Raw genomic sequence first — 21,928 nt, 5'->3', positions numbered from 1 at the left:
CGCGCGAAACAGGTTGTCGGGTCTGAGTCAGTTCGCCGCAGCTGGCGTCGCGACAATCCGTTCGCCCACTCGCTTCCAGTTCAGCCCTTCAAACGAGGGGATTGAGGAATGTCCCTGATAGTGAGTCTGACGAATCATTTCCGGAGGTGGTCGAGGTTCGGGACCCCCACCATCCTTTGTGGGGGCGCTCATATCGAGTGATTAGGAAGATCGGTCAGCGAGGCCGAGGCATTCCCGCTTCGTATGAAGTTGAGTATCGCGCAGGAAGCAGTCTTCTGATTCAAGCAACCGCAATCGAATATTATGAGCAAGAGGCAAATCAGATTAAGCTGAGTATGGAGGCTCTACTCGAGCTTTTATCGACAGCGGATTGTCCCGACGCACATGAGCATGGATCCAGCCGATCTTTGGTCGACGCTGACGCCCGCGCTCCGACGCCAGATCGTCGAAGACGTCGCCGCAATTTTGGCGGAGATCCCTCATGAAGTCCGAGCTGGTCACACCAAGCCACTTGGCGCGCAAAGCCGTAGTCTACATCCGGCAGTCGACGCCCCATCAGGTCGTAAGCAATCAGGAGAGCCTGCGCCTTCAATACGCGCTTCGCCAGCGCGCCCGCGAACTCGGATGGCGTGAGGCGGCCATCGACGTGATTGATGCCGATCTCGGGTTGAGCGGCGCGTCTATAGCACAGCGTAACGGCTTCAAGGAACTCGTTGGCCGTGTTGGCCTGAGTGAAGTGGGACTCATCCTGTCGATCGACGTGACCCGCTTGGCGCGTAATTGTACCGACTGGTATCCGCTCCTGGATATCTGTGGTCTACGTGGCTGCCTGATCGCCGACCGCGATGGTGTCTATGATCCGGGCACTCCCAACGGACGGTTGCTTCTCGGGCTGAAGGGTTCGATCTCCGAGCTTGAGCTACATACGATCCGCAGCCGGCTGACCGCCGGCCTGCTGGCCAAAGCCGAACGCGGCGAACTTGCGGTTATGCTGCCAATCGGGCTGATGCGGGACCCGAGCGGTGTGGTCGTTAAGGATCCCGACATGGCCGTGCAAGGGCGGCTCGGTCTCGTCTTCCAGTTATTCCTGCAGCTGCGCAGCGTTGCCAAGGTCATGCGAGCGTTGAACGAGCGTGACCTGGAACTGCCGCGTCGTGATCGATATGGCGATTTGTGCTGGACGCGCGCGACGCTGGCTGCCGTCGCGGCGATCTTGAAGAACCCCGCATACGCGGGCGCCTTTGTCTATGGACGAACCCGCTTCCGGCCGCCGAAGCGGGAGGGGGCCCTGCCACAAAAGGCTCCGCGGCCGATGGAGGAGTGGCGGATCGTCGTTAAAGATCGATATCCAGCCTATATCGACTGGCCAATTTATGAAAAAATCCGATCCGTCATCAGAGATAACCGAGCCGAATACATGCGCATCAAAACCCGCGGCGCGCCTCGCAATGGCGAGCTCCTGCTCCACGGCATTGCCTGGTGCGCACGATGTGGCCATAAGATGTACGTCCGCTACAAGGGCGGCGGCGAATATGTATGCAATCACCTGCGTACCCAGGAAGGTCAGCCAACCTGCCAACACATCCGCGCCGCCCATATCGATGCAGCCGTTGGCGACGCATTCCTAACCGCACTAGCGCCGGCCGAACTCGATGCCTTGTCGCGCTCCCGCCGGGTGCAGCAGCAGACGAACAATGCGCTACGCTCCAGTGCAGAACGAGAGCTCGAGCGCAAGCGATACACGGCGGCGCTCGCCGAACGGCAGTTCAACCGAGCTGATCCAGATAATCGGTTGGTCGCCTCGGAACTCGAGCGTCGATGGGAAGCGGCGCTAAACGACGTGCGCGCCGCCGAAGAGGCGCTTGCCCGACAGACGCCGCCCAAAGCCATCACACAAGTGGCCATAAGCAAGGAGCTCAACGACAAGGTCATCAGCCTCACCGGCCGCCTCCCGCAGATATGGGGTGACGAGACTATCTCGGATGCGCATCGCAAGGCGTTGTTGCGATGTCTCATCGAAAAGGTCGTTCTCGACCGCGGTGAGCGCGACTTGGCCCTGGCTAGGATCGTCTGGCGGGGAGGCGCCGTGACGGAGCTCGAAGTGAAGATGAGCGTCAACTCCGTCACCAGATTGACGCGAGGCACAGAGATGCGGGAACGCCTTCTGACGCTCGCTCGCGACGGCGTCCCAGACGACAAGATCGCCACAATCCTTACTCGGGAAGGTCACCGCTCTCCCCGTTGCGCCGATAAGGTGCTGCCTATCACCGTTGGGCGGCTCCGTCGTGCCGCCGCCATCAAGGTAACTGCCCAGCGCAGCCGATGGGAGCATGACGACTCATACCTCAGCCCGCCCGAACTGGCCCGAAGGCTCGAGATTCCAGTAAACTGGCTCTATGTTCAGATCCGAACCAAGCGTTTGCTAATTGATCGCCAGCCCAGCGGCGCCTATCTCTTCCCGAATACACCATCCGTTCTTCACTCCATCGGAGACCTTCGAAACCACGTCATCGCGCAACTTGATCTAAGAATCTGTCAGCCTAACAAGGAGGGGCAATGCATGACGCCGTCGCTGATCTGCGGCCACTCGAAACGACCATCGCGGCCAAGGCGCTTGTAGACCAAAACGAGGCCCGTGCCGTCCCATAGCAAAATCTTCAGCCGGTCGGCGCGCTTCGAACGAAAAACCACGATCAGGCCCGAATGCGGATCGAGCCCAAGCGTGTTTTGCACAAGACCGGCCAGCGCGTCGTGCCCGCACCGGAAGTCAACAGGACGCACAGCAAGCACAATCCGCAGTCCCTGCGCCGGAATGATCATGCGCCGCGCTCGATCGCAGTCACGATCTCCGCGATCCGCACCGCCGACACGTCCGCATCCAGGCGGACCGAAACCTTGCCAATCGTAATCTCGACGGGCCCCTCGCTCTTGCCTGACGCCACTGGATCGCTCAGCTCGATCGACACGAAATCCGCCGCGTCGTCCGTGACCAATGCGAGCCGGCCAGCACGCGCCAATCTGCGCCACGTCGTCAACTGCTGGGCCTTCACACCATAACGCCGTGCGACATCACATACCCGGGCGTCGGGCTTCATGCTCTCGAAAACAGCGCGCCCCTTGATCTCCGCAGACCATAACCGGCCTCCAGAACGCGTCCGGCGCGTAAGCTTCCCCACAAAGCCATCAGCTTCGGCTTCCTCCCCCGATTGTTCCATCGCCTTCAGTCTCCTCTCGGCTCTCTGACAAGCCAAGGATCGCAGAGCGAAAGCCGAAGCGAAACCAGTCAATCAAATGGGAGAAAAGCTCCGCTTACGTCCGTTAGGTATTGGGCGCTGAAATCCCCAACATCCATATGTCCATGGCGACAGCCAAAGGTTCGATGAATCTTTGGTAATTCCGCGCCGGGCCGACCGCGCCAATGCCTTGAAAAATCGCGCGGAAGTCGGGCTGCGCAAAGGAACGAACGCGAGGGCTTCAGGCCGAACGCGCCGGGTCTGCAAAGCAGGCGCTGGCCGCGTGAGAAAGTTCGATCCGGCACGCATTTTCCGCGCCGGACGACCGCAACCAATCGCCATACGGCGCGTTGCAGCTTCTTCCCATCCGTCCGGGGTCCTGGCGAGCGCCAACGATCAGCGCGCGCCCGCCATGGACGGACGGTCATCGCGTCTCACGTCCGTGTGAGCTGGATCCCGGTCGGTGAATTTCGTCGAGCGAGAAGAGACCAATGAACAACGGGCCGCAAGGCAAGGGGGATGCTGTGAGCCAGATCGATACGACCGAGAAACTCTCCGAGGCGCCGGAGCCCGGAGACTCGCTGTTCGCACTCTGCGGACTCGGCGTCGCCGGGATCGTCATGCTGGGCTGGATCTGCGCCCTCGCCTGGATCGCCTGGCGTCTCGCCGATTGGCTGCTGTTCTGAGCCGGGATCCGCGAGTCGAAATTTCGAAGGAAATGAAGGAGGTTCGACCTCGGGACTGGTCGGGGCAGCTGGATTCGAACCAACGACCTGCAGTACCCAAAACAATTTCTGCCAACATTTCTGACGAAAGCTGACGAAAGGTGACGGAGCTAAGTCACTGACTTTGCTCTATTATTTGACATCAGATTCACCACTGTGCCCTAAGCAGCTTCATCAATTGCGGACCCGGGGTCCGCAGAAACTTAGGGTATTCAGAAGTGAAGAAGAAGCTGACCGACCTCTACATCAAATCCGCCAAGGCCGAGGAAGGCACCCGCCTGGACGTCTATGACGAGAAGGCAACGGGCCTGATGCTCCGGGTCACCGACAAGGGCAAGAAGACCTTCTCGTTCAAGTACGACGTCACGGGAACACGGAAGCAGATCCGTGTCACGCTCGGCACCTACCCCGAGATCAGTCTCGACAAGGCGCGGGAGATGGTCGACGCCTACCGCGATGACCTGCGCAATGGCAAGGACCCGCGCCTGGAGAAGGTGACCAAGGTCACCGTGACCTCGACGGTCGCCATCAAGACGTTCGACGCGGTGGCCGACGAATACATCGAGAAGTACTCCAAGCCGAACCTCGATTCCTGGAAGAACGACGTCCAACTCCTCCGCCGTCCGCGCGCGAAGTGGGGGCGCCGGCCGTTCGCCAGCATCAGCGATGACGAGGCGATGGAGTTCCTGGAAGAGGTCGCCGCCGAGGCGCCGGTCCAGGCCAACCGGTGCCAATCCAAGCTCTATCAGCTCTGGAAGTGGGCGAAGCTTCCCGGGCGCAAGTACGCCAAGATCAACCCGTTCGAGGGGCTTCCGGCTCAGGGTCAGGAGAACCCCCGGGAGCGCGTCCTCGACGATAGCGAGATCAAGACCTTCTGGGTCGGTCTCGACGATCCGGATTGCCCCGGCGAGGCCGGCGTCAAGGGAGCGCTGAAGCTGATCCTGTCGACGATGGTTCGACCGGGACAGGCCTCGGGCGCGCTGGTGCCGGAGCTGCACGAACTCGAGTCCAAAGCGCCCCTTTGGCACATCCCGAAGCTCCGGGTGAAGAAGCGCCGCGACATCATCGTTCCCCTGAACGATGTGGCTGTCGGCATCATCAAGAAGGCAGTGACAGATGAAGAGCAGACCGTCGTGTTCCCCTCTCGATACGAGGAGCGCGGAGAACTCCAGAGGAATTCGCTCGCCCAGGCGCTGACTGGCAGGCCCAATCAGCGGATGGGCATACGTGAGTTCCTGAAGATGGATCACTTCACGCCCCACGACCTGCGCCGTACCGCGGCCACGCTCGCGCGGCGGGCCGGCGCTCCCCGACCGGACGTCAAGGCGACGCTCGACCACATGGAGGGCGACGTCACCGACATCTACGACAAATACAACATGCTCCCGGAGAAGACCGTGGTCGAGAACATCCTCGGCGGCGAGCTGAAGCGGCTTCTCGGAGACAAGCTCTAAGGAACTGAAATGAAATCGATTGTTGTGATCGCTCTGGCAGTGCTGGCAACCCCAGCACTCGCCGAGAGCCCCTACCCCACGCCGACCCGCGATGGACGAGAACGCATCCAGCGCACCGGCACCTGCCCAACCGGCTACGTCGGCCTCGGCAACAAGTGCGAGGCGCTGCACCGGGACATACCCCGCGCCTATCCGCACATCCAAGGCACGGCCTGCCCGTCCGGAACGTTCCGGAGCGGCGACGCCTGCAAGGAGTTCCGCTGATGGCCAAGACCAGTAAACGCGGCAATGCCGACCTGCACGCCAAGGCGAGCGCATTGATGGGCCAACCCGTGGTTGGCGACTGGCAATCGCTGGAGCGGGTCGTAACGCAACTGGGTGCAGCCGCCCCCCGGGCCGCAAAGGAAGCTGTCGCCAGCTACCAGAACTCGATGTCGAAGATGCCGAACCCTTGGGCTGATCGACCGGGAAGCGTTGGGGAGGAATCCGGTGAAACGACCGAGTCCAGCCAAGCGTGAGATCGAAGCGTTGCCGGTTTCGACCGGCATCGCCGACCTATCGAGAAGAAGAAGGCCAGCTCATGAACGATGTCGCCCTCGTTGCGTGCTCGAAGCTCAAACAGGAGCCTGAGGTTCCTGCCCGGGACCTCTACGTCTCTCCGCTGTTCAAGATGGCGCGTCACTATGCCGAGGCGAACGCGCACCGTTGGTTCATCCTCTCCGCCGAGCACGGCCTGCTCGATCCGGAGAGGGTGACCGCGCCCTACGACACCACTCTGAACAAAATGGCGATCGCCGGTCGGCGGGCGTGGGCGCAGCGGGTGACCGAGCAGATGAAACAGCAGGACGTCAGCGGCGCGCGGCTGCTGATCCTTGCCGGCCAGGTCTACCGCGGCGGCCTGATGCCCTACTTTTGGACTCGCTTCGACGAGATTGCTATCCCGTTGGACGGACTGAAAATCGGAGAGCAGCTGAGCTGGCTTTCGAAAAGGATGAAATGATGCGACTGCTAAGTGAGTGGAACGATGGCGGACAATAATGAACTGGTTGGGCGCATCGCCGGCATGGCGGTGACCAAGCTAACTGGAATGAAGCATTCGACCGGCGTCTACTTCAAAGTTGTCGAGGTCGTCGGCGGCGGAGAAGTGAAGGCTATTTGCACAAATCCGGGGCTGTCCCGGATGGAACGCACGTTCCCGATTGAGACGGTAAGGCGGCAACTCCTCCCCGAAACGATCCAAGGTCAGCTCGCTCCATTCGAGGGCGAGACACTGGACTATACGGCGAAGTGCTATCTTACCGAACGTCAGACCGACGAAACCGACGATCAACTCAAGGCGAGGCTCACCGCAATCGGGCTCGGTCCTAAGGGTATGAACTGATGTCCGCTCCCCGCGTCTACAACAAGCACCACGGCGACATACCGTCTGACGCGGTCTACGTCGGCCGCGGCACGCCCTATGGCAATCGCTTCGTCATCGACGTGGACGGCAACCGCGACCAGGTCTGCAATCGATTCGACTGCGAGCAGCTGCCGGACATGGACGTCAGCGCTCTGACCGGAAAGAGTCTCTGGTGCTGGTGCGCGCCGCATCGCTGCCACGGTGACTCGATCCTGCTGAAGGCGAACCATCGCGTCGTGGTGTTCGGCGGTCGGGACTACGACGACAAACCCATGCTGTATCGCGTTCTCGACGCCGTCCATGCGCGTCGGAAGATCACCTGCGTCATTGAGGGGGAGATGACTGGAGCTGACCTGCTGGCTCGAGACTGGGCTGAGGAGCGTAGGATCGCCGTTGATCCCTACACGGCCGACTGGGACAACATCGAGCGTCCCGGAGCTGTGGTCAGAAGAAACCGCCGCGGCAAGCTTTACGATGCCGCTGCTGGTCCATTCCGCAATGAGCGGATGTTGCGTGAAGGTCGCCCGAGTTGCGCCGTTGGTTTCCCGGGCGGGAAAGGAACACGAGACATGGCAACGCGATGTCTCGACTACGGGCTCATACCCCTGAGTCCGGTCGAAGTCCTTTGCTCTTCATGATCATGGGAATGGCGATCGACGCCAGGATGTTGAGCAAGATGTACGCCAGTTCGGCGGCGGTCGGCTTGGTCAACGTCAGCGCCGGCTCGACGATGACCAAATTGTAGAGGAGCGCCGACAGACCGCACATCAGCAGCGCGTAGCCACGCCCGTAGGCGACAGCAACCGCGCAGACAGCGAAGGTGAACAGGATCTCGGTCTCGGCACTGGACTTTACGAGCGACAACAAGCCCGCGAGCGGAATCGAAACAACAAAAGCAGACAATGCAAACCAGGTGTAGCTGATCTTCTTGACCTGCTTCGGAGGATCGGTCTCCGAGGGAATGCTCTCCGCCGCTTCGATATCGACGGAGTCGAGATCGAGGACCGTGTTGGTCGAGAACCAGACTGGCCTCGCTCCGCGCGCGACGCCATCCCAGAGCTGATCGATCGCCAGCCTGATCCGCGTGAAATCTCGCGAGACCATGACAGCGACTTCTTCTTCGGACTGAGCGACGTAGTTGTTGCCGACCTTGGCAACGTCGTAGTTGCGATAGATGGTCGTCATGCCGCCACCTGGGTTGCGGGGGTGACGATGGGCGCGGCGGGAAACACTGGCGTGAGGCTCTTGGTCGGAACGAGCATCGCTTCGGCGGCGGCGTCGAGCTGCACAGGGGCTACCGGGTTTGCAAGCCAGGTGTCGATCCAAGCCTGTCTCACGCCCCCCTCCAGTGCGGTCCACAGGGCGTCGACTGAACGCATGATCCTGATCAGGCTCTTCGATCTAAGTGTGCAGGATTCCCCGTCTAAGGACGAGGCAACGTAGCCGGCCCCGTCGTGTTCGACGACGTACCCCCGGTATTCAATGGAACTTCTCATTCTTGTTTTCTTTCCAGCCCGCCGACCCACCAGGTCGACCTCAGGACGCTTGCTAATGGTGTTTGCATGAAAACGCAAGCTGGTATCCCACTCGGTACAACTACGGTGCGACACCTTGTCGGGGGAACAGGTCGAAAGATTTTCTTCCTGTTTTTCAAAGGCAACACCCACTGAACGTTCGTTCACAAACGACACGGCGCTACTTCTTGCGCTGGGCGTATATTTGCGTTAATGCAAACCGAGAAAGCAAATGGAGGAACTTTTGCTGCGATCTTCGAGAAACGCCGTGTTTCTGCAGGTTTCTATCAATTCGAGTGAGCAAGAATTGGTCAGCATGCCTGCCCTTTGGTCAACTCCAGTTGAGAAGAGTGCAAATTGATGACTGCGCACCTCTCTCCCGAGTTCCAAGAAGCACGCCGCACCCAGCTCTGGTGGGACCTCTACCACCTGCGCGTCGCGCGTGAGATCGCGGCTGGATCCAAGGACCCGAGCACCAAGGTCGGCGCCGTCATCGTGCGCCCTGATCGCACGGTTGCCGCGACCGGCTACAACGGCTTCCCTCGCGGCATCGCCGACACTGCCGAGCGCCTGAACAATCGCGACGTGAAGTATGGGCTGGTGGTCCACGGCGAGATCAACGCCATCCTGACCGCGCGCGAGCCGCTCCACGGCTACACCCTCTACACTTGGCCGTTCCTGACCTGTGAACGGTGCGCTCTACACGTCATCCAGGCTGGCATCAAGCGCGTCGTCGCGCCAACGCTGGACGAGGAGCGCAGGGTGCGCTGGAAGGCGTCGCTCGATGCTGCGCAGGCCTGTTACGCCGAGGCCGGCGTCGCGTGCGAGCAGATCGACGTCACCCCTGTGGAGGGCATCGGATGAAGATCTCGGAATGGCCCCTGCCCTACGTGCGCGTCAAATGCGCGCAGTGTGACCGCGAGGGCCGGATGAAGCTCGCCGGCCTGATCGAACGATTCGGACCCGACCGCGACTTGTTCGTGGTCCGCGAGAAGCTGACCGAGCCGGGCTGCAAGCGGGAGAACAAGAAGCAGCCCTGCCAGTCCATCCTGCCGGACGCCCGGCTGGTGCAGGCGATCGTCGCCAAGACCGAGGACGACGTCTTGGTGAAGGAGCTTCTGCCTGAGGCGCGCGAGTGGCGCGAGAAACTGGGAATGGGGGAACGATGAAGATCGAAGCGCACGTACTCGAAGTGCAGGACAAGGGCGACAAGCTGTTCCTTGTGGGACAGGGGCGCGCGGTTTGCGCTGCTGAATGGCAGCCGTGGATGCCGATCGCCGTCAGCGTCCCAATGAACGACCGCAACCGGAAGGCCTTCTACGTCGGCCGGCACTTCGATCTGACGATCACCCCGCGATGAGCGTCGAGGAACCCTGGCGCGATCCGGAGAACTACAAGACCGGAAAGCGCACCCGCTGCCTCGGCTGCAAGGGTGAGTGTCGCAAAACCCACTGGGGCGCGTGGTGCTACGACTGCAATGTTGAGCGCATCGAGCGGATCAACAAGTCATTCGCCAAGCTCCTCCCCTGATCCAACCGCATCGGCGGGAGACCTATGTCCCGCCGTTTGCATGAATTCAAAGAGCGCAAATGAACGATAACTTCCAGCTCTACCCTCTGCACAGAGCCCACTACGGCCTCGCGAAGATCGATCCGCCGTGGCGCTTCGAGACCTATTCGGAGGAAGGCAAGGGCAAGTCGGCTGAGCAGCACTACGAGTGCTGGGACATCGAGAAGATCTTCTCGATGCCGATGGCTGATCTCGCTCACCGCGATGGCATGTGGGTTTGGCTCTACGCCACGGCGCCGATGTACGACGCCGCACGCGAGTGCTTCCGCAGATGGGGCGTCGACTACTGCACCCAGGGCGTCTGGGTGAAGATGGTCAAGGACGGCAGCCGTCCGACGTTCGGTACCGGCTACGTGCTCCGCAACTGCCACGAGCCCTTCCTGATCGGGAAGGTCGGCAAGCCACGCATCCACTCCCGCAACATCCGCTCCGCGATCCTTGAGCCGCGCCGCGAGCACTCGCGCAAGCCTGAGCAGGGCTACGTCGAGGCCGCGAAGATGGCTGGGCCTTATCCGAAGGCCGACATCTTCAGCCGCGAGGTCCGTCCTGGCTGGGACGCTTGGGGGAACGAAACCACGAAGTTCAACCAGCAGCAGATGGAGATCGCAGCATGAGCAACGTCACCAGCAAGATCACGAACGTCGTCGTCGTGTCGGCCGGCCCCATCGGGTTCAGCGCCACGAAAATCGAGAACGAGGGCAAGAAGCCCCAGCTCAAATTCCGAATGATCTGCGGAGACCGAGTTCTCGCAGACATGGGCGAAGAGGCCGCGCGCTTCTTCACCAGCCTGGTGCAGCAAGCATTCGCAATCGTCCACGAGGACGAGTGGACCCGCTGTCCCACCTACGCCGCGGTCGAAGCCGGCCGCAAACGGATCGCCGCCAGCAACGCAGCGGTCTGATCTACCACTAACGGAGCTATCCCAACAATGAGAAACCTGAACACGGCGCTCGTCGGCGCCGCGATCCTCGCTTTGTCTTTTTCGGCCGCTGAGGCCCGTCCGAGACATCACCACCACCGCCATGCGCATCACCGCGTTGTTGAGCGTGTCGCCGTTCGCCAACATGTGCAGGAGTCGTCGTTCGCTGACTCCTTCTCGTCTGGCTTCCAGAGCGGCATCAGCGCGGGCGTCGGCGTCGTCGATCGCGCCCGCCAGTTCATCGGCGCCACGGCGCACGAGGTGGGCGTTCGCTCAACCCTGTGGTGCTCTGCATTCTTGCGCAAGGTCACGGGCGCCTCGGGCGTCAATGACCGCGCCCTGTCCTGGGAGAACAAGCAGCGCATCGCGCCGCAGGTTGGCGCAGTCGTGACCATGGGCCGGCGCGGCGGCGGACATGTCGGCGTCGTCTCGGGATTCACCAAGAGTGGTGACCCGATCGTCATCAGCGGCAACTCGCGCGGTCACCGGGTGACCGAGATGCCCTACCCGCGCAGCCGCATCCGCGCCTGGGTGTCGCCAACGTGACAATCCCGGTCAGCGAACGAGAGCTGAAGGCTCTCCGCGCGCTCGGCCAGGTCTACGCGGACGACGGGAATTACCTGTCGTTCCGCGCAGTCGCTCAGAGGTCCGGACTCGATCCCCGGCATGTGCGGCGATCGATTCGTGCCTTGGCGCGCAAAGGCTTCGCTCAATACGGCAAGGGCCTGTGGAGCGAAGACGGGGAGATGCGGGGAGCAGGCTACTGCTGCACGCACGAGGGAATGACGCTCCTCCAATACGTCGGGGAAGAGCAGGACAGCAACGGGAGACAACATTGCCGATCATGAGACAGCCCTGGATCACGCGAGCTGATCTGAAGAACAACCCCGACACCATCTTCGTCTTCGGCGACAACGTTGAGCGCCGCGGCTACGGCGGTCAGGCAGCGCAGATGCGCGGCGAACCCAACGCGATCGGCGTGGCCACCAAATGGAAGCCCAGCATGGCTCCCGACGCTTTCTTCGACGACAGCATCGAGTGCCAGGTCAGCGTGATGCGCGACCTGGAGCGTGTCCAGAAGGCGCTCGACGCCGGCAAGCTGGTGGTGGTGCCGCAGGACGGTATCGGAACAGGACTCTCCCGCCTGCACACCACGGCGCCGAAGCTCCACCGCTTCATCGAGAACTGGTTCAAGGCGCACGAATGAGCAGCTGGGCGCTCTACGACGGACGAAACGTCATGAGGGCTGAGGAGGTCGAGCATCGCTTCGGTAAGAAGCTCGGCCGCTGCCCCTTCTGCAAATCCGCGTGGGTCGGGCTCTACATGGGTCCGTTCCCGCACGTCACCTGCCTCGACTGTGGCGCCGATGGCCCGCTGTCGAAGAAGCACCGAGGGGACGACATGTTCGTCCGCCAACACATCGCAATCGACCAATGGAACCTAGCAGCATGAGAAACAGCGAGCACCGCAAGACCGTCTACGGCTACCCCCTCGTCGACGTGATCAAGATCCTGGAGATGCACGGCTACGTCGTCATGCACCGATCCCAGGTGCCGGGCAGCCTGATCAAGGACATCAAGGACAAGGCCGCCTGATGTTCATAGATCCGAGAGACGTAGTCTTCTTCAGCGACGACACCCTGACCAAGGCGCTGGAGAACCGCGGCTACCGCGTCATCCCGCCGGGGCTTCCCCGCGAGAACCTGACCTGGAACAGGGTCGAGCCCTTCCCCAAGGGCATAAACTTCAAGGATGAAGCCCTCGGCAAGATCAAGGACCAGATCCGGATGGAGCACCTGGAGTTCACTTCGCGCGCGCATCCGTGGATCGATCGGAAATGTCAGCCGACGACCCAAATGATCAGCACCGCTTGCCTGAGGATCTATCGCTGATGCCGAGACATTGGGCGAGCTGGTGGTCCGGCAACTACGCGGACGAGGGCTGCACGCGGCCCCCGTTCAAGACCTGGGTGAGCGGCACCCGAGACCGCGATGAGCAGCGCGACGAGCAATCGCTGTGCGCTGTGGTCGATGCCCAGGACGACATGGAGGTCAAAAACCTAATCAGCAAGCACTATCCGGACGCTGAAGTTAGGTTTGTCGACGAGAAGCCAGAGGGCTGGGAGCCGGGAGATCGATACCGATGAGCAAAGGACCGTCGCCACAAGACGGAGTATGACCGCAGACTGGAGCATGCTATGGATGTGGGGAGGCCCGCCGCGACTCCCCATACGAAAATGGTTTCGTTGAGACATGCTTAAGATGCTGGTCGACACCTGCGTCTGGCTCGATATGGCCAAGACGCCGTCCCAATCTAAGAATTTCGATTTCCTGCTTAACCTGAGGCACGACAAGCTAATCAATATCATCGTCCCGCAGGTTGTCCTCGACGAGTTCATGCGGAATCGGGACAGGATGATCGTCGAATATTCCAAAAGCATCACCACGACTCTGAGCCGAGCAAAGGAGATCGTCGTCCAGCAGGGAGGCAAAAGAAGATCGAGGACCCTTCACCGACTTTTCGATGACGTGGAAAGCCCGATAAAGACGCCAAAGGCTGTAGCCGAACATGCCGCCGACCAGATCGAAACTCTCATCAAAGCAGGCGACATCGTTCAGATCAGCGACGCAATGAAGATTCGGGCCTCAGATCGAGCTATGCAGAAGAAGGCCCCGTTTCATCGGGACAAAAACAGCTTCAACGACGCGCTGATCATCGAAGCCTATTCGGAGTACATCAAGCAAAACGGTAAGCCGGGCGATCGCTTTGCGTTCGTGACCCACAACACTCGCGACTTCAGCTCTCCCACGGGTAATAGCAAGCTACCGCACCCAGATCTGGCCGCACTGTTCTCCAAAATCAAGTCGCGATACTTCATCAGCATCGGTGATGCGCTCGATGCGATGCACCTGAAGGATGCCGTGCCATGGCTGGATGAGTCTTACGATCAGCCGATCCGCAGCATGAGCGATATCTCCGATGCAATTTCGGAACTTCTGGACAGGATCTGGTACGACCGGCACATGGTATCCAGGTATAAGATCGAGGTTGGTAAAGAAAAGATCGTCCCTAAGCTGCCGGAGGTACCCTGGCCCAAGCGAAAGAACCTGATTCAGGCGGACATCTGGGAGGGCGCCCTGAAATCCGCAGCTAAGGTCGAAAAGAAATACGGCAAGGAGAACCTTGGTCCGTACTCAAAATTCGACTGGGGAATGATGAACGGGAAGCTATCTGCATTGAGATGGGTGCTAGGGGACGAATGGGATATGCTCGACACCTAAGCGCACTGAGCCGGTCGAAGCCGAATTTTGCCGCCAGCGCCGAGCAGCCCGGCCCCATAGCCCGTTTCTCAGTGCCCGGACCGACACGACAAAGTCAAACCAACATCAAAACGGATACCGCTTCCAGTTGAGCGGATCAACAGGCTCGCCAAAGCTACTAAAATCCGGAGCCCCCCGTGGAGCAACATAGACCGGGGCCGGACGAGTGCCCGTCATCACGCCATCATAGCAATTCCGCCAACGCTCAATTGGTTCATTAATCGACGGCTTAAGCCATTGGCAGCCGCTGAGTGCCTGTTTGCGACGCTCCATGAACATTTGGCGGTTCAGGCCCAGCTTTTTCGCTTCCTCTAGGTCTGCCATTTCATTGTACACAGGGTCCCACTCGGTCAGCCCATATGCTTGTGCCGCCTCTCGGGAAAGAAAGCGTACCTTCTCGGGCTCGATGCGAAACATCGCCTCTGCCAGCCGTTCAGACACGTTCATCTCCCGCATGTACGCGCGTACGTCCTCAAGCGTTTGGCGGTAGGCGTCCTGCAATTTACCTGAAGAAAGGTCCTGCTTGGGCACCTCCAGATACGGTCGGTGAATGCCGAGCTTGGAAAAACGAGGCTGATCGAACGACCGATGTATCGCGCCGGCATAAATTAGGACGCACGCACTCACACAACGTCCTTCACCTGGGGGATACTTCATTGCAATCTCAGCGCCCATATTCTCTCGCCGCAGCAATCGACCTATCTTCATAGCGGCGGATACGCTTCCTCCCGGACTATCCAAGACAACTTTAAAAGGGTGTATTGGCTTCTTAAGAGCATCCGCAACCTTATGAAGGTCCTCAAGACGTTTACTCACCTGCTCGACCGTTGCGTTGTCAATCTCGCCGTGGATTTCCATATCTGATATGTAGCAATCGCTCTCCTCGCCGCATTTGAGGTCCCCCTTTACAACCGATGCTTCGCCATGTGCGGAGCCAGACGGAGCCGCGGCAAGAGCCAGAGCAACGAGAGTCAACAATATCCTTCCCATCCCATTCCTCGTTTATGAAGACGCCGTGATTTGAGCGCGAGTCGCGCTGCCAAAGCGTCGCCCTAATTGGCCGCGATCTCATCTGCGGGCATCTCGGCTCTGGCAAGCACTACGGCCCGATGAGCATCCGATAGCCGCGAGAAAAGTATGTCCAATTCCTCCTGCGCCTTTGTCAGTCGGTCGCCGATTGAGTCCATAGCTGCTCTTGAATGCTTGTCCCGACGATCACCTAAGAACTCATATAATTCGCCATAAACTAGCGCGACCCGATCGACCTCCTGTGAAGCCTTGATCACCTCTTTCAGAATGTCGTCACGCTCCTTTCGACGCCAAAAGACGGTATCCGGTGTCATGGCTCCCTCACTCCGGTCTTGGTCCATCTGTACGCAAGCCGTCAATCGAAGTCAGGCTACACGGACCAATGCTGCTGCTTTCGGATCGTATTTGTAGTCTGTAATCGTTCCGTCCTTAATCCGATCAACCGCTTCGTTGACCACGAACAGCGGTACAAGAAACCATTCGCGCGGGATCACAGGATTCCCAAAGCGATCCTTGATCTCGACGTCGAGCTGAGCCAGGCCAAAGATGCGGTGGATGAGGTTTTCGAGCTTGGTGCGATTGACGTTGTAGAGTTCGTAAGTCGCGACGACTTCCACCTCGGCCATCAAAAATGTAGGGTCGAGTTTCGCGTTTGCGATACGTCGCTCCACATCCCCGCTGGTCACGCCAATCTTGTGTAGAACATCGCGATGGGCTGCGACTACCGGATGGTCGGACTTGCTGCGCAAGACATAGATCGTCCCGCTCGCTAGGTCTCCGTCATCGTTTTCGTCGGCGAACAGAGGACCAGCGGTGGGTTCGGTGATCCGCCTTCCGGCCTCATCCTTGTACAATGCTCGCTGGAGGGACCGGCGCAGCAGATTGCTCTCGGTCCCGTTGGAGTAGATCACACGCAGACGTGCATCAAACTCGCCATTCGGGGCTTTGAAAGTTTCTCCAACGTCGGCGACGTAGGCAATCTGACCGCCAAGAATGAAAAACTGCCCCTTGGTAATATCCGCTTTCAGGAACCCGGCATCCTTCACGAAGGGCCGGGTTGTCCGAACGCCAGAATTCAGGTCGTTCTGGAGCTGCGTGAATAGCGGCTTGAACTTCTCAAAATCGTCACATTTTTCGCGATTGGCGATTTCCTCGGCGGCACGCTTTTCGGCACTGGTGCGGACATGGCGGAGTTCGGTGATATCGGATGCGCCTGCCGCATCTCTCAGTTCGGCCAGCAACTCGTCCTCGTCCACCGACTCTTCGGGCGCGGAGGCGCTTTCCGTTCCTCTCAACAATCCCTGATAGTCGAGCGGCACAAGAAGCGAACGACATTCCTCAAGCGCGCGCAGACGGTCGAGGCGCACGGCATAGAGCCGCTCAAAAATGTCATTATCCTCGCCATGCTGCGGAGCGCGGCCGTGCTTCTCAAAAAAGCGCTGGATTTCTTCGAACCCGGCAATGATGCGTTCTTCGCGCGCGGAGCGTCCGCCCTTCTTATCGGGCTGAGCGAAGTCGTCCAGTTCGGCGCGCAGTTCGTCGAGGTCGAGGTCAGTCATAGCGGCCCTCGTCCTTGAAACGAACAAAGGCGGCAGCGCCTTCGGCCATCCGCTTTTCCCAAGCATCTGTCGAACTAATCGAGGGGAGCCGCCCCCGCTCCTTTTTGAATTTGAAGGCTCGCAGAGCGAGTTCCTTCGCTTCGCCAGGCGTTAGGCTCGTGCGCTTGGCGGAAATCGCCGCCTGCACCTGTTTCAAGCTGTCCTCGCTCATCGTCTTGGCGAGGATAGCGTAAGCCTCGCCGAACGGATTGATTCGGTCGATAAGGTCGATGTCGAGTTCGCGAACGTCCATCGCAAACCTGCGCACGCCGTCAATCAGGGCCGTGTTGGCGCCTTGTTCGGGGTCGCCGCCTGCCCCTCCCTCTAGCGCAATCTTTTTGGCCTGCTGCGTCAGGTTGAGGGCGGCGATGGCATGCTGGCGCACCGCCTCCTGATCTTCCTCGTCAAGTTCTGGATATTTGTCCTTGATGATCTTGCCCATCCGAACAACGGTCAGATCCTCCGGCACCAGCTCCTCGTCGAATAGGCCGCGCTCGATAGCGGTCTTGTCCTGAACGAAGGCGGCAACGACCTCGTTCAGATCTTCCTGGCAGATGCGAGCCGCTTCCTTGCTCTTTGGTTCGGTCAGACCTTTGATCTCGATCTGGAATTGCCCCGTGTCTCCGTTGAAGCCGACATTACATTTGTTGGGGTCGTAGCCCCCGTCCCCATAGTCGAACCCTTCCACCGGGCCGCTCGTGGGGTTCTTCGGCTTGAACTCGAAGCGAGGCGCAAGTACCTGCTCCATGAGCAGGCTCGCCGCTATCGCCTTCAAGGTATCGTTCACCGCCTCGCTGACGGCCTCGTCGGCGGCGTCCGGCTGGGCAATCAGATTGGAGAAGCGCGCGCGCGTCTTGCCCGGAGCGTCCCGGGTCGCGCGACCAATGATCTGCACGATCTCGGTGAGGCTCGATCGGTAGCCCACCGTCAGCGCGTGCTCGCACCAAATCCAGTCGAAGCCTTCCTTCGCCATGCCAAGAGCGATGATGATATCTACATGGTCGCGGTTGTTCTTCTGCGCTGGGTCTTTTAGCGCGGCAGAAACGCGGTCACGCTTCGCGGAATCGTCGTCGACCAGATCGGCGATTTTGAGCACGCGGCCGGCCGGTGTCTTGACCAGCTGGAAGCCAGTCGCGGGGTCGGGCCCCTGCCATGCGCCCAACTCTTCGATGATGTGCTCGACCTCCTTGATCTTGTCCTTCGTGCTTTCGCGGGAGTTGACGCTCGGGATATGGATGATCGTTTTCTCGGCCGGATCGAGCACGTTCAGGATATCATCGGCATAGGAGCCCGAATAAAAGAAGTAGCCAATGTCGAGCCGCTTGAGGTATTCGTAGCCGTTGAGCTGCTCATAATACGTGTAAGTGACGGTATCGAACTTCGCTTCATCGCGCGGGGCCAGCACGGCCTCGGCATCGCCCCTGAAATAGGAGCCGGTCATCGCGACGATGTGAACCTTGTCGCGGGCGATGAACTCGCCGAGGTGTATGCCGAGCTTGTTGTCCGGATTCGCCGAAACGTGGTGAAATTCGTCGACGGCGATCAGCCGGTCGTCGAACGCCTCGACTCCGAACTTGTCCACCGCGAAGCGGAAAGTAGCGTGGGTGCAGACTAGCACCTTGTCGTCGCCACCAAGGAAAGCGCCGACAGAATTGACCTTGCCGCCATTGTCGTTTCCGGGCGCGTCGCAAAGATTCCATTTGGGCGCAACGGTCCAGTCGGCCCAAAAGCCGAACTTGGTCAGCGGCTCGTCGTGGAAGCTCGCGCCGATGGATTTCTCCGGCACGACGATGATCGCTTGCTTGAGCCCTTGATTGTGGAGCTTGTCGAGCGCGATGAACATGAGCGCCCGGCTCTTGCCAGAGGCCGGCGGCGACTTGATGAGAAGATACTGCTCACCGCGCCTTTCGTAGGCGCGCTCCTGCATGGGCCGCATGCCAAGCGCGTTGGCCTTGGTGGAGGTACCGTTGCGGGAATAAGAAACTGAGACGGAGGGGACTGATTTCTTTTCGTCGGTCATGCGCTCGCCCCCGCCCTTCGTTTCCTGGCCGGCCCCGATGATCCGGTCATTTTGGTGTAAAGCTCGAACAGTTTCTCGAGCCGCTCAGTGTCGTTGCGGAACCGGCGGCCGATATAGATGCGCTCAATCGCTTCGTCGTTGCGCTCGTGCGCCTCGCGCAGATCGGCGGGCATGGCGTCGGGATCGTACAGATCGGCGATCGTCGCCGGGAAATGCGTCTCGCGGGCTAGCAAGATGTCCTCAGCGCAACGAGCCAGGTCGGCTTTATTTTTCTCGGTGAGGGTGGGCACCGGAAAAGTATTCCAGCCCAGCGTGTTGGAATAAGAGAAGCGCATCTCCAGTCGAACGCAGACTGCGCCGATCCAGACCCAATGCAGGCGCGACGCGATCAGCGCCATGTTCCAAAGGGGGGCATCATAGAGGGCATACATCTTGTTCGTAACGGTTTGATCGTCACCCAAGAGCCCACAAGGGAGATACGGACGATTTTCGGAGGAAATAGCTGCCACACAAATTGTATGTTTGACCCCGATATTCATCTCCCGCATCTGATGGGCGCGGACGGCCATTTCGTTCGCGCTCTTGTCCCGACTTGCAAGTCGCATGGCCCGAACACCATCGACACGCTGTCGAACGCCCGGAATTTGCATCGCCTCTGCAAGGTGCGCGTCCTCGATCCATAAACAGTATCGCTCCGACCCGCGAATAAACTCCGCCGATCCGTAGATACGGCGGATAAACCGCGCATGCTGGTCCGCCGTCAGGCCAAGATCTGAAAGCTCTCCTGACGTAAGCAGAAGGTTCCCTCCATCGACGGGCTTGTTGCCAAAATCCATACGCGACAAGCCTTGAGCTGGCCGGCTTGCCTTCTCGACAATCACATCCGGCCCGTCCACCAAATAGGCGTTGATGTGCTCCGCTTCCTTGGCAATGGCACTTCCGTCATCTGCAACTGAGAACAGTCGTCTCAGCCTGCCCGCGTGATTTGAAATCCCAACAATCACCACGGTGACGCCGGCCTTGTGGCTCGCAAGGTTTGCCCATTTGAATGATGTGTGCGCGAACGTAATATCGTGCCCAGTTTGGAAGATCAGTGGCCAGAGGATCGGCACCTGCTGGCCCTGACAAATCGAGTTGGTAGACACAAAGGCTGCTACAGCGTTCGTTTGTGTGCCGTAGTCGGCTGCCTTCATGAACCAGCCGGCAACATAGTCGAGGGACTTCCAGCTTTTTGTCCGTTCCTCAAATATGGCTTGCAGTTCTGATTTCTGCTCTGCCGATTGCCAAGTGAAGCCAAGATAAGGCGGATTGCCGCAGATATAGGTTTCTCCCCCCTCATTCTGGAAGTCGATCTGTGCCTGATCCAGGGGCGTGTGAAACAGATCATCCGCATGGTGCTTGACGCCCGTACCCGTCGGCGGGCAGATGCTGAACCAGTCCAGCCGCAGCGCGTTGCCCCACGTAATCCAATTCTGAGCGTCGAGCGGCAGGAATTCGGCAAGAGCTTCCTTCTGTCCACGATAGAGCACATCACATTGAAACTCCGCGATGATGAGGGCGAGGCGCGCAACCTCGGCCGGAAAGTCGCGTAGCTCGATGCCCCGAAAGTTCGTGAGCGGGATTTCAGTACGGCGGTCCGCTTCGCCACGCCGCTTATTGATCTCGGCCTCGATGGCCCGCATCTCCTTATAGGCAATGACGAGGAAATTGCCCGAGCCACATGCCGGATCGAACACCCTGATCTTCGATAGGCGCTTGCGCAGGTTGAGCAACGTGCGGGGATTGTCACCTGCTTCCACAAGCCGTGCTCGCAGGTCGTCGAGAAACAGCGGATTGAGTACTTTCAGAATGTTCGGCACGCTGGTGTAGTGCATGCCGAGCGCGCCGCGCTCGTCGTCGTCGGCGACCGCCTGGATCATTGAGCCGAAGATGTCTGGGTTGATCTTGGTCCAGTCCAGATTGCCGATGTGAAGAAGATAGGAGCGCGCGATCTTGCTAAAGCGCGGCACTTCCAAGTTGCCTGAGAACAGCCCTCCGTTCACGTAGGGAAATGCGCCAGCCCAATTTCGTATTTTTGCCGCGTCGCGATCCTCGATCTTCGTGTTCATGGAGAGAAACAACCCGCCGATCACCTCATGGGTGTTGGACGAGTCTCGCGCGCTCATCCGCTCGATCGTACCCGTGAACAGACGCTTCCCGTTGAAGATGTCGGTGTCCTCGGCGAAGAAGCAGAAGATCAGCCGCGCCATGAAATGGTTCATGTCGGGACGACGCTGCACCGTTCCCCAATCCGGGTTATCCTTGAGAAGCTCGACATAGAGGCGGTTCAGGCGACTGGTGGCCCGGATGTCGAAAGAGCTGTCGCGAACCTGCTTAACGGTGGTGATCCCGGCGAGCGGCAGGAAGAAGCCGAAATGGTCCGGGAAGTCCGGGTAGGCGCAAGCAATCGGCGGGTCGTCCGATTCCAAGTCCTCGGCCTCAAAGTCCGCCCCGTCGGTCGCGAGGATAAAGCGCGCCTTAGCCCTGGACGTCGCCGGGCTGGCCTTCAGCGCGGTAAGAGTCTTTGTGACCTCGCCCGGCGGACAGACCGCGATGTGGATATTGTTCGTCTGGAGGACGCCGCCCAGGTCGGACTTATTCGATGCGCCTGAGCGCAGCCGTTTGATCGTCGTCTCCTTGTTTCCGAAAGCTAGAAGGAAAGCGAAAGGGAACTCGACCGGGTCGAATGCCTGCTCAGCGAGAGCCGAAATCGCTTCTTCGATTTCGACCGCGTTCATATCGTTCCTGCCCCAAGATGCATTTCAAGTTTCGCATTGTTTCGCCTCAACTTCGATTTCCTTAGCCGGGGCGATGGCGGCCGGGCTCTTGACCGGGCTCACCGATTTTGACGAGTCGCACATATCAACCGGATTAGTCTAACCTTTTTTCCCGCGACAAGCGCCTGTACTTACCACCAAAAGTCGTATGGCGCGCTGGATACCGGCCAGTGGGCCCAGCGCAACTTTTCTGTGATTATCGGCCCCGCCGGGGCAATCAGACTGTGGCTAGGCGTCGGATGGTCCGGCAACATCGATCCGCCCGCCTGATTTGCGCAATCCATCCCTTTTCGGGGGCGCTTTCGCGCGCTTCCCTTGCCCTCCACCGCA

The 21,928-nt window shown here is 59.7% G+C and carries 30 protein-coding genes; 21 read left to right on the top strand and 9 right to left on the bottom strand.

Annotated features, from left to right (window positions below; all coding sequences use genetic code 11):
- Positions 1-481: 481 nt before the first annotated feature.
- Positions 482-2,620, top strand: a complete 2,139-nt coding sequence (locus tag ACFLEY_RS22910) for a recombinase family protein (RefSeq protein ID WP_396604937.1) — start codon at positions 482-484, stop codon at positions 2,618-2,620.
- On the opposite strand, the gene tnpB is transcribed toward ACFLEY_RS22910, so the two are convergent.
- Both tnpB and ACFLEY_RS22900 read right to left on the bottom strand, forming a co-directional pair.
- Positions 2,536-2,820, bottom strand: coding sequence for an IS66 family insertion sequence element accessory protein TnpB (gene tnpB, locus ACFLEY_RS22905; RefSeq protein ID WP_060909737.1), 285 nt, complete (start codon positions 2,818-2,820; stop codon positions 2,536-2,538). The genes ACFLEY_RS22910 and tnpB overlap by 85 nt on opposite strands.
- Positions 2,817-3,215, bottom strand: a complete 399-nt coding sequence (locus ACFLEY_RS22900) for a transposase (protein ID WP_026192391.1) — start codon at positions 3,213-3,215, stop codon at positions 2,817-2,819. The genes tnpB and ACFLEY_RS22900 overlap by 4 nt, the downstream gene beginning before the upstream one ends.
- Before the next feature lie 509 nt (positions 3,216-3,724).
- Between ACFLEY_RS22900 and ACFLEY_RS22895 the strand changes: the two genes are divergently transcribed.
- From ACFLEY_RS22895 to ACFLEY_RS22865, 7 genes are all read left to right on the top strand, one after another.
- A complete protein-coding gene (locus tag ACFLEY_RS22895) occupies positions 3,725-3,919 on the top strand; it encodes an RNA-binding protein (protein WP_231166472.1) in 195 nt (64 codons plus the stop codon).
- Positions 3,920-4,176: 257 nt separating this feature from the next.
- Positions 4,177-5,412, top strand: coding sequence for a tyrosine-type recombinase/integrase (locus ACFLEY_RS22890; protein WP_396604936.1), 1,236 nt, complete (start codon positions 4,177-4,179; stop codon positions 5,410-5,412).
- Between the two features lie 9 nt (positions 5,413-5,421).
- Positions 5,422-5,676 carry a hypothetical protein gene (locus ACFLEY_RS22885; RefSeq protein WP_396604935.1) on the top strand — a complete coding sequence of 85 codons (255 nt, stop codon included), beginning with the start codon at positions 5,422-5,424 and terminating at the stop codon, positions 5,674-5,676.
- Positions 5,676-5,930 carry a hypothetical protein gene (locus ACFLEY_RS22880; RefSeq protein ID WP_396604934.1) on the top strand — a complete coding sequence of 85 codons (255 nt, stop codon included), beginning with the start codon at positions 5,676-5,678 and terminating at the stop codon, positions 5,928-5,930. The genes ACFLEY_RS22885 and ACFLEY_RS22880 overlap by 1 nt, the downstream gene beginning before the upstream one ends.
- 62 nt (positions 5,931-5,992) lie before the next feature.
- Positions 5,993-6,412: a DUF6884 domain-containing protein gene (locus ACFLEY_RS22875; RefSeq protein WP_396604933.1), complete on the top strand. Its 420-nt coding sequence runs from the start codon at positions 5,993-5,995 to the stop codon at positions 6,410-6,412.
- Between the two features lie 24 nt (positions 6,413-6,436).
- The gene (locus ACFLEY_RS22870; RefSeq protein WP_396604932.1) at positions 6,437-6,793 is read left to right on the top strand and encodes a hypothetical protein; all 357 of its coding nucleotides are present in this window, start codon (positions 6,437-6,439) and stop codon (positions 6,791-6,793) included.
- Complete coding sequence (locus ACFLEY_RS22865) at positions 6,793-7,452, top strand: SLOG family protein (RefSeq protein ID WP_396604931.1); 660 nt, start codon at positions 6,793-6,795, stop codon at positions 7,450-7,452. The genes ACFLEY_RS22870 and ACFLEY_RS22865 overlap by 1 nt, the downstream gene beginning before the upstream one ends.
- On the opposite strand, the gene ACFLEY_RS22860 is transcribed toward ACFLEY_RS22865, so the two are convergent.
- On the bottom strand, positions 7,412-7,999 hold the full coding sequence (locus ACFLEY_RS22860; RefSeq protein ID WP_396604930.1) for a DUF4118 domain-containing protein: 588 nt from the start codon (positions 7,997-7,999) through the stop codon (positions 7,412-7,414). The two genes, ACFLEY_RS22865 and ACFLEY_RS22860, sit on opposite strands and share 41 nt — an antisense overlap.
- Positions 7,996-8,505, bottom strand: a complete 510-nt coding sequence (locus ACFLEY_RS22855) for a hypothetical protein (RefSeq protein WP_396604929.1) — start codon at positions 8,503-8,505, stop codon at positions 7,996-7,998. The genes ACFLEY_RS22860 and ACFLEY_RS22855 overlap by 4 nt, the downstream gene beginning before the upstream one ends.
- 183 nt (positions 8,506-8,688) lie before the next feature.
- On the opposite strand from ACFLEY_RS22855, the gene ACFLEY_RS22850 reads away from it, so the two are divergent.
- From ACFLEY_RS22850 to ACFLEY_RS22790, 13 genes are all read left to right on the top strand, one after another.
- The gene (locus ACFLEY_RS22850) at positions 8,689-9,192 is read left to right on the top strand and encodes a deoxycytidylate deaminase (RefSeq protein ID WP_396604928.1); all 504 of its coding nucleotides are present in this window, start codon (positions 8,689-8,691) and stop codon (positions 9,190-9,192) included.
- Positions 9,189-9,497: a hypothetical protein gene (locus tag ACFLEY_RS22845; RefSeq protein WP_060912100.1), complete on the top strand. Its 309-nt coding sequence runs from the start codon at positions 9,189-9,191 to the stop codon at positions 9,495-9,497. The genes ACFLEY_RS22850 and ACFLEY_RS22845 overlap by 4 nt, the downstream gene beginning before the upstream one ends.
- Positions 9,494-9,688: a hypothetical protein gene (locus ACFLEY_RS22840; RefSeq protein ID WP_396604927.1), complete on the top strand. Its 195-nt coding sequence runs from the start codon at positions 9,494-9,496 to the stop codon at positions 9,686-9,688. Before ACFLEY_RS22845 ends, ACFLEY_RS22840 begins: the two co-directional genes overlap by 4 nt.
- Positions 9,685-9,858 (top strand): hypothetical protein, encoded by a 174-nt coding sequence (locus tag ACFLEY_RS22835; protein ID WP_396604926.1) that lies wholly within the window; start codon positions 9,685-9,687, stop codon positions 9,856-9,858. The genes ACFLEY_RS22840 and ACFLEY_RS22835 overlap by 4 nt, the downstream gene beginning before the upstream one ends.
- A gap of 59 nt (positions 9,859-9,917) precedes the next feature.
- Positions 9,918-10,511, top strand: a complete 594-nt coding sequence (locus ACFLEY_RS22830; protein ID WP_396604925.1) for an MT-A70 family methyltransferase — start codon at positions 9,918-9,920, stop codon at positions 10,509-10,511.
- The gene (locus tag ACFLEY_RS22825) at positions 10,508-10,798 is read left to right on the top strand and encodes a hypothetical protein (protein ID WP_396604924.1); all 291 of its coding nucleotides are present in this window, start codon (positions 10,508-10,510) and stop codon (positions 10,796-10,798) included. Before ACFLEY_RS22830 ends, ACFLEY_RS22825 begins: the two co-directional genes overlap by 4 nt.
- 27 nt (positions 10,799-10,825) lie before the next feature.
- Positions 10,826-11,362 carry a TIGR02594 family protein gene (locus tag ACFLEY_RS22820; protein WP_396604923.1) on the top strand — a complete coding sequence of 179 codons (537 nt, stop codon included), beginning with the start codon at positions 10,826-10,828 and terminating at the stop codon, positions 11,360-11,362.
- 298 nt (positions 11,363-11,660) lie between these two features.
- Positions 11,661-12,023: a hypothetical protein gene (locus tag ACFLEY_RS22815; RefSeq protein WP_396604979.1), complete on the top strand. Its 363-nt coding sequence runs from the start codon at positions 11,661-11,663 to the stop codon at positions 12,021-12,023.
- Positions 12,020-12,268 (top strand): hypothetical protein, encoded by a 249-nt coding sequence (locus ACFLEY_RS22810; protein WP_396604922.1) that lies wholly within the window; start codon positions 12,020-12,022, stop codon positions 12,266-12,268. The genes ACFLEY_RS22815 and ACFLEY_RS22810 overlap by 4 nt, the downstream gene beginning before the upstream one ends.
- On the top strand, positions 12,265-12,411 hold the full coding sequence (locus ACFLEY_RS22805; RefSeq protein WP_396604921.1) for a hypothetical protein: 147 nt from the start codon (positions 12,265-12,267) through the stop codon (positions 12,409-12,411). Before ACFLEY_RS22810 ends, ACFLEY_RS22805 begins: the two co-directional genes overlap by 4 nt.
- Positions 12,411-12,707 (top strand): hypothetical protein, encoded by a 297-nt coding sequence (locus tag ACFLEY_RS22800; RefSeq protein WP_253623497.1) that lies wholly within the window; start codon positions 12,411-12,413, stop codon positions 12,705-12,707. Before ACFLEY_RS22805 ends, ACFLEY_RS22800 begins: the two co-directional genes overlap by 1 nt.
- Positions 12,707-12,961 carry a hypothetical protein gene (locus tag ACFLEY_RS22795; protein WP_396604920.1) on the top strand — a complete coding sequence of 85 codons (255 nt, stop codon included), beginning with the start codon at positions 12,707-12,709 and terminating at the stop codon, positions 12,959-12,961. Before ACFLEY_RS22800 ends, ACFLEY_RS22795 begins: the two co-directional genes overlap by 1 nt.
- Before the next feature lie 115 nt (positions 12,962-13,076).
- Complete coding sequence (locus ACFLEY_RS22790) at positions 13,077-14,096, top strand: PIN domain-containing protein (RefSeq protein WP_396604919.1); 1,020 nt, start codon at positions 13,077-13,079, stop codon at positions 14,094-14,096.
- 105 nt (positions 14,097-14,201) lie between these two features.
- On the opposite strand, the gene ACFLEY_RS22785 is transcribed toward ACFLEY_RS22790, so the two are convergent.
- The 5 genes from ACFLEY_RS22785 to ACFLEY_RS22765 all read right to left on the bottom strand — a co-directional run bounded on the left by ACFLEY_RS22785 (position 14,202) and on the right by ACFLEY_RS22765 (position 21,559).
- Positions 14,202-15,125 (bottom strand): hypothetical protein, encoded by a 924-nt coding sequence (locus ACFLEY_RS22785; RefSeq protein WP_396604918.1) that lies wholly within the window; start codon positions 15,123-15,125, stop codon positions 14,202-14,204.
- Between the two features lie 62 nt (positions 15,126-15,187).
- Entirely contained in the window at positions 15,188-15,478 is a 291-nt protein-coding gene (locus ACFLEY_RS22780) for a hypothetical protein (protein WP_396604917.1), read from the bottom strand.
- Positions 15,479-15,529: 51 nt separating this feature from the next.
- The gene (locus ACFLEY_RS22775; protein WP_396604916.1) at positions 15,530-16,723 is read right to left on the bottom strand and encodes a GIY-YIG nuclease family protein; all 1,194 of its coding nucleotides are present in this window, start codon (positions 16,721-16,723) and stop codon (positions 15,530-15,532) included.
- On the bottom strand, positions 16,716-18,782 hold the full coding sequence (locus ACFLEY_RS22770) for a DEAD/DEAH box helicase (protein WP_396604915.1): 2,067 nt from the start codon (positions 18,780-18,782) through the stop codon (positions 16,716-16,718). Before ACFLEY_RS22770 ends, ACFLEY_RS22775 begins: the two co-directional genes overlap by 8 nt.
- Positions 18,779-21,559 (bottom strand): class I SAM-dependent DNA methyltransferase, encoded by a 2,781-nt coding sequence (locus ACFLEY_RS22765; RefSeq protein WP_396604914.1) that lies wholly within the window; start codon positions 21,557-21,559, stop codon positions 18,779-18,781. The genes ACFLEY_RS22770 and ACFLEY_RS22765 overlap by 4 nt, the downstream gene beginning before the upstream one ends.
- Positions 21,560-21,928: the final 369 nt, after the last annotated feature.

This window comes from Bradyrhizobium sp. YCK136 (assembly GCF_044570075.1).
Classification (GTDB): domain Bacteria; phylum Pseudomonadota; class Alphaproteobacteria; order Rhizobiales; family Xanthobacteraceae; genus Bradyrhizobium; species Bradyrhizobium diazoefficiens.
The sequence above is the reverse complement of the archived record's forward strand: the minus strand, read 5'-3'. Positions and strand labels throughout refer to the sequence as shown.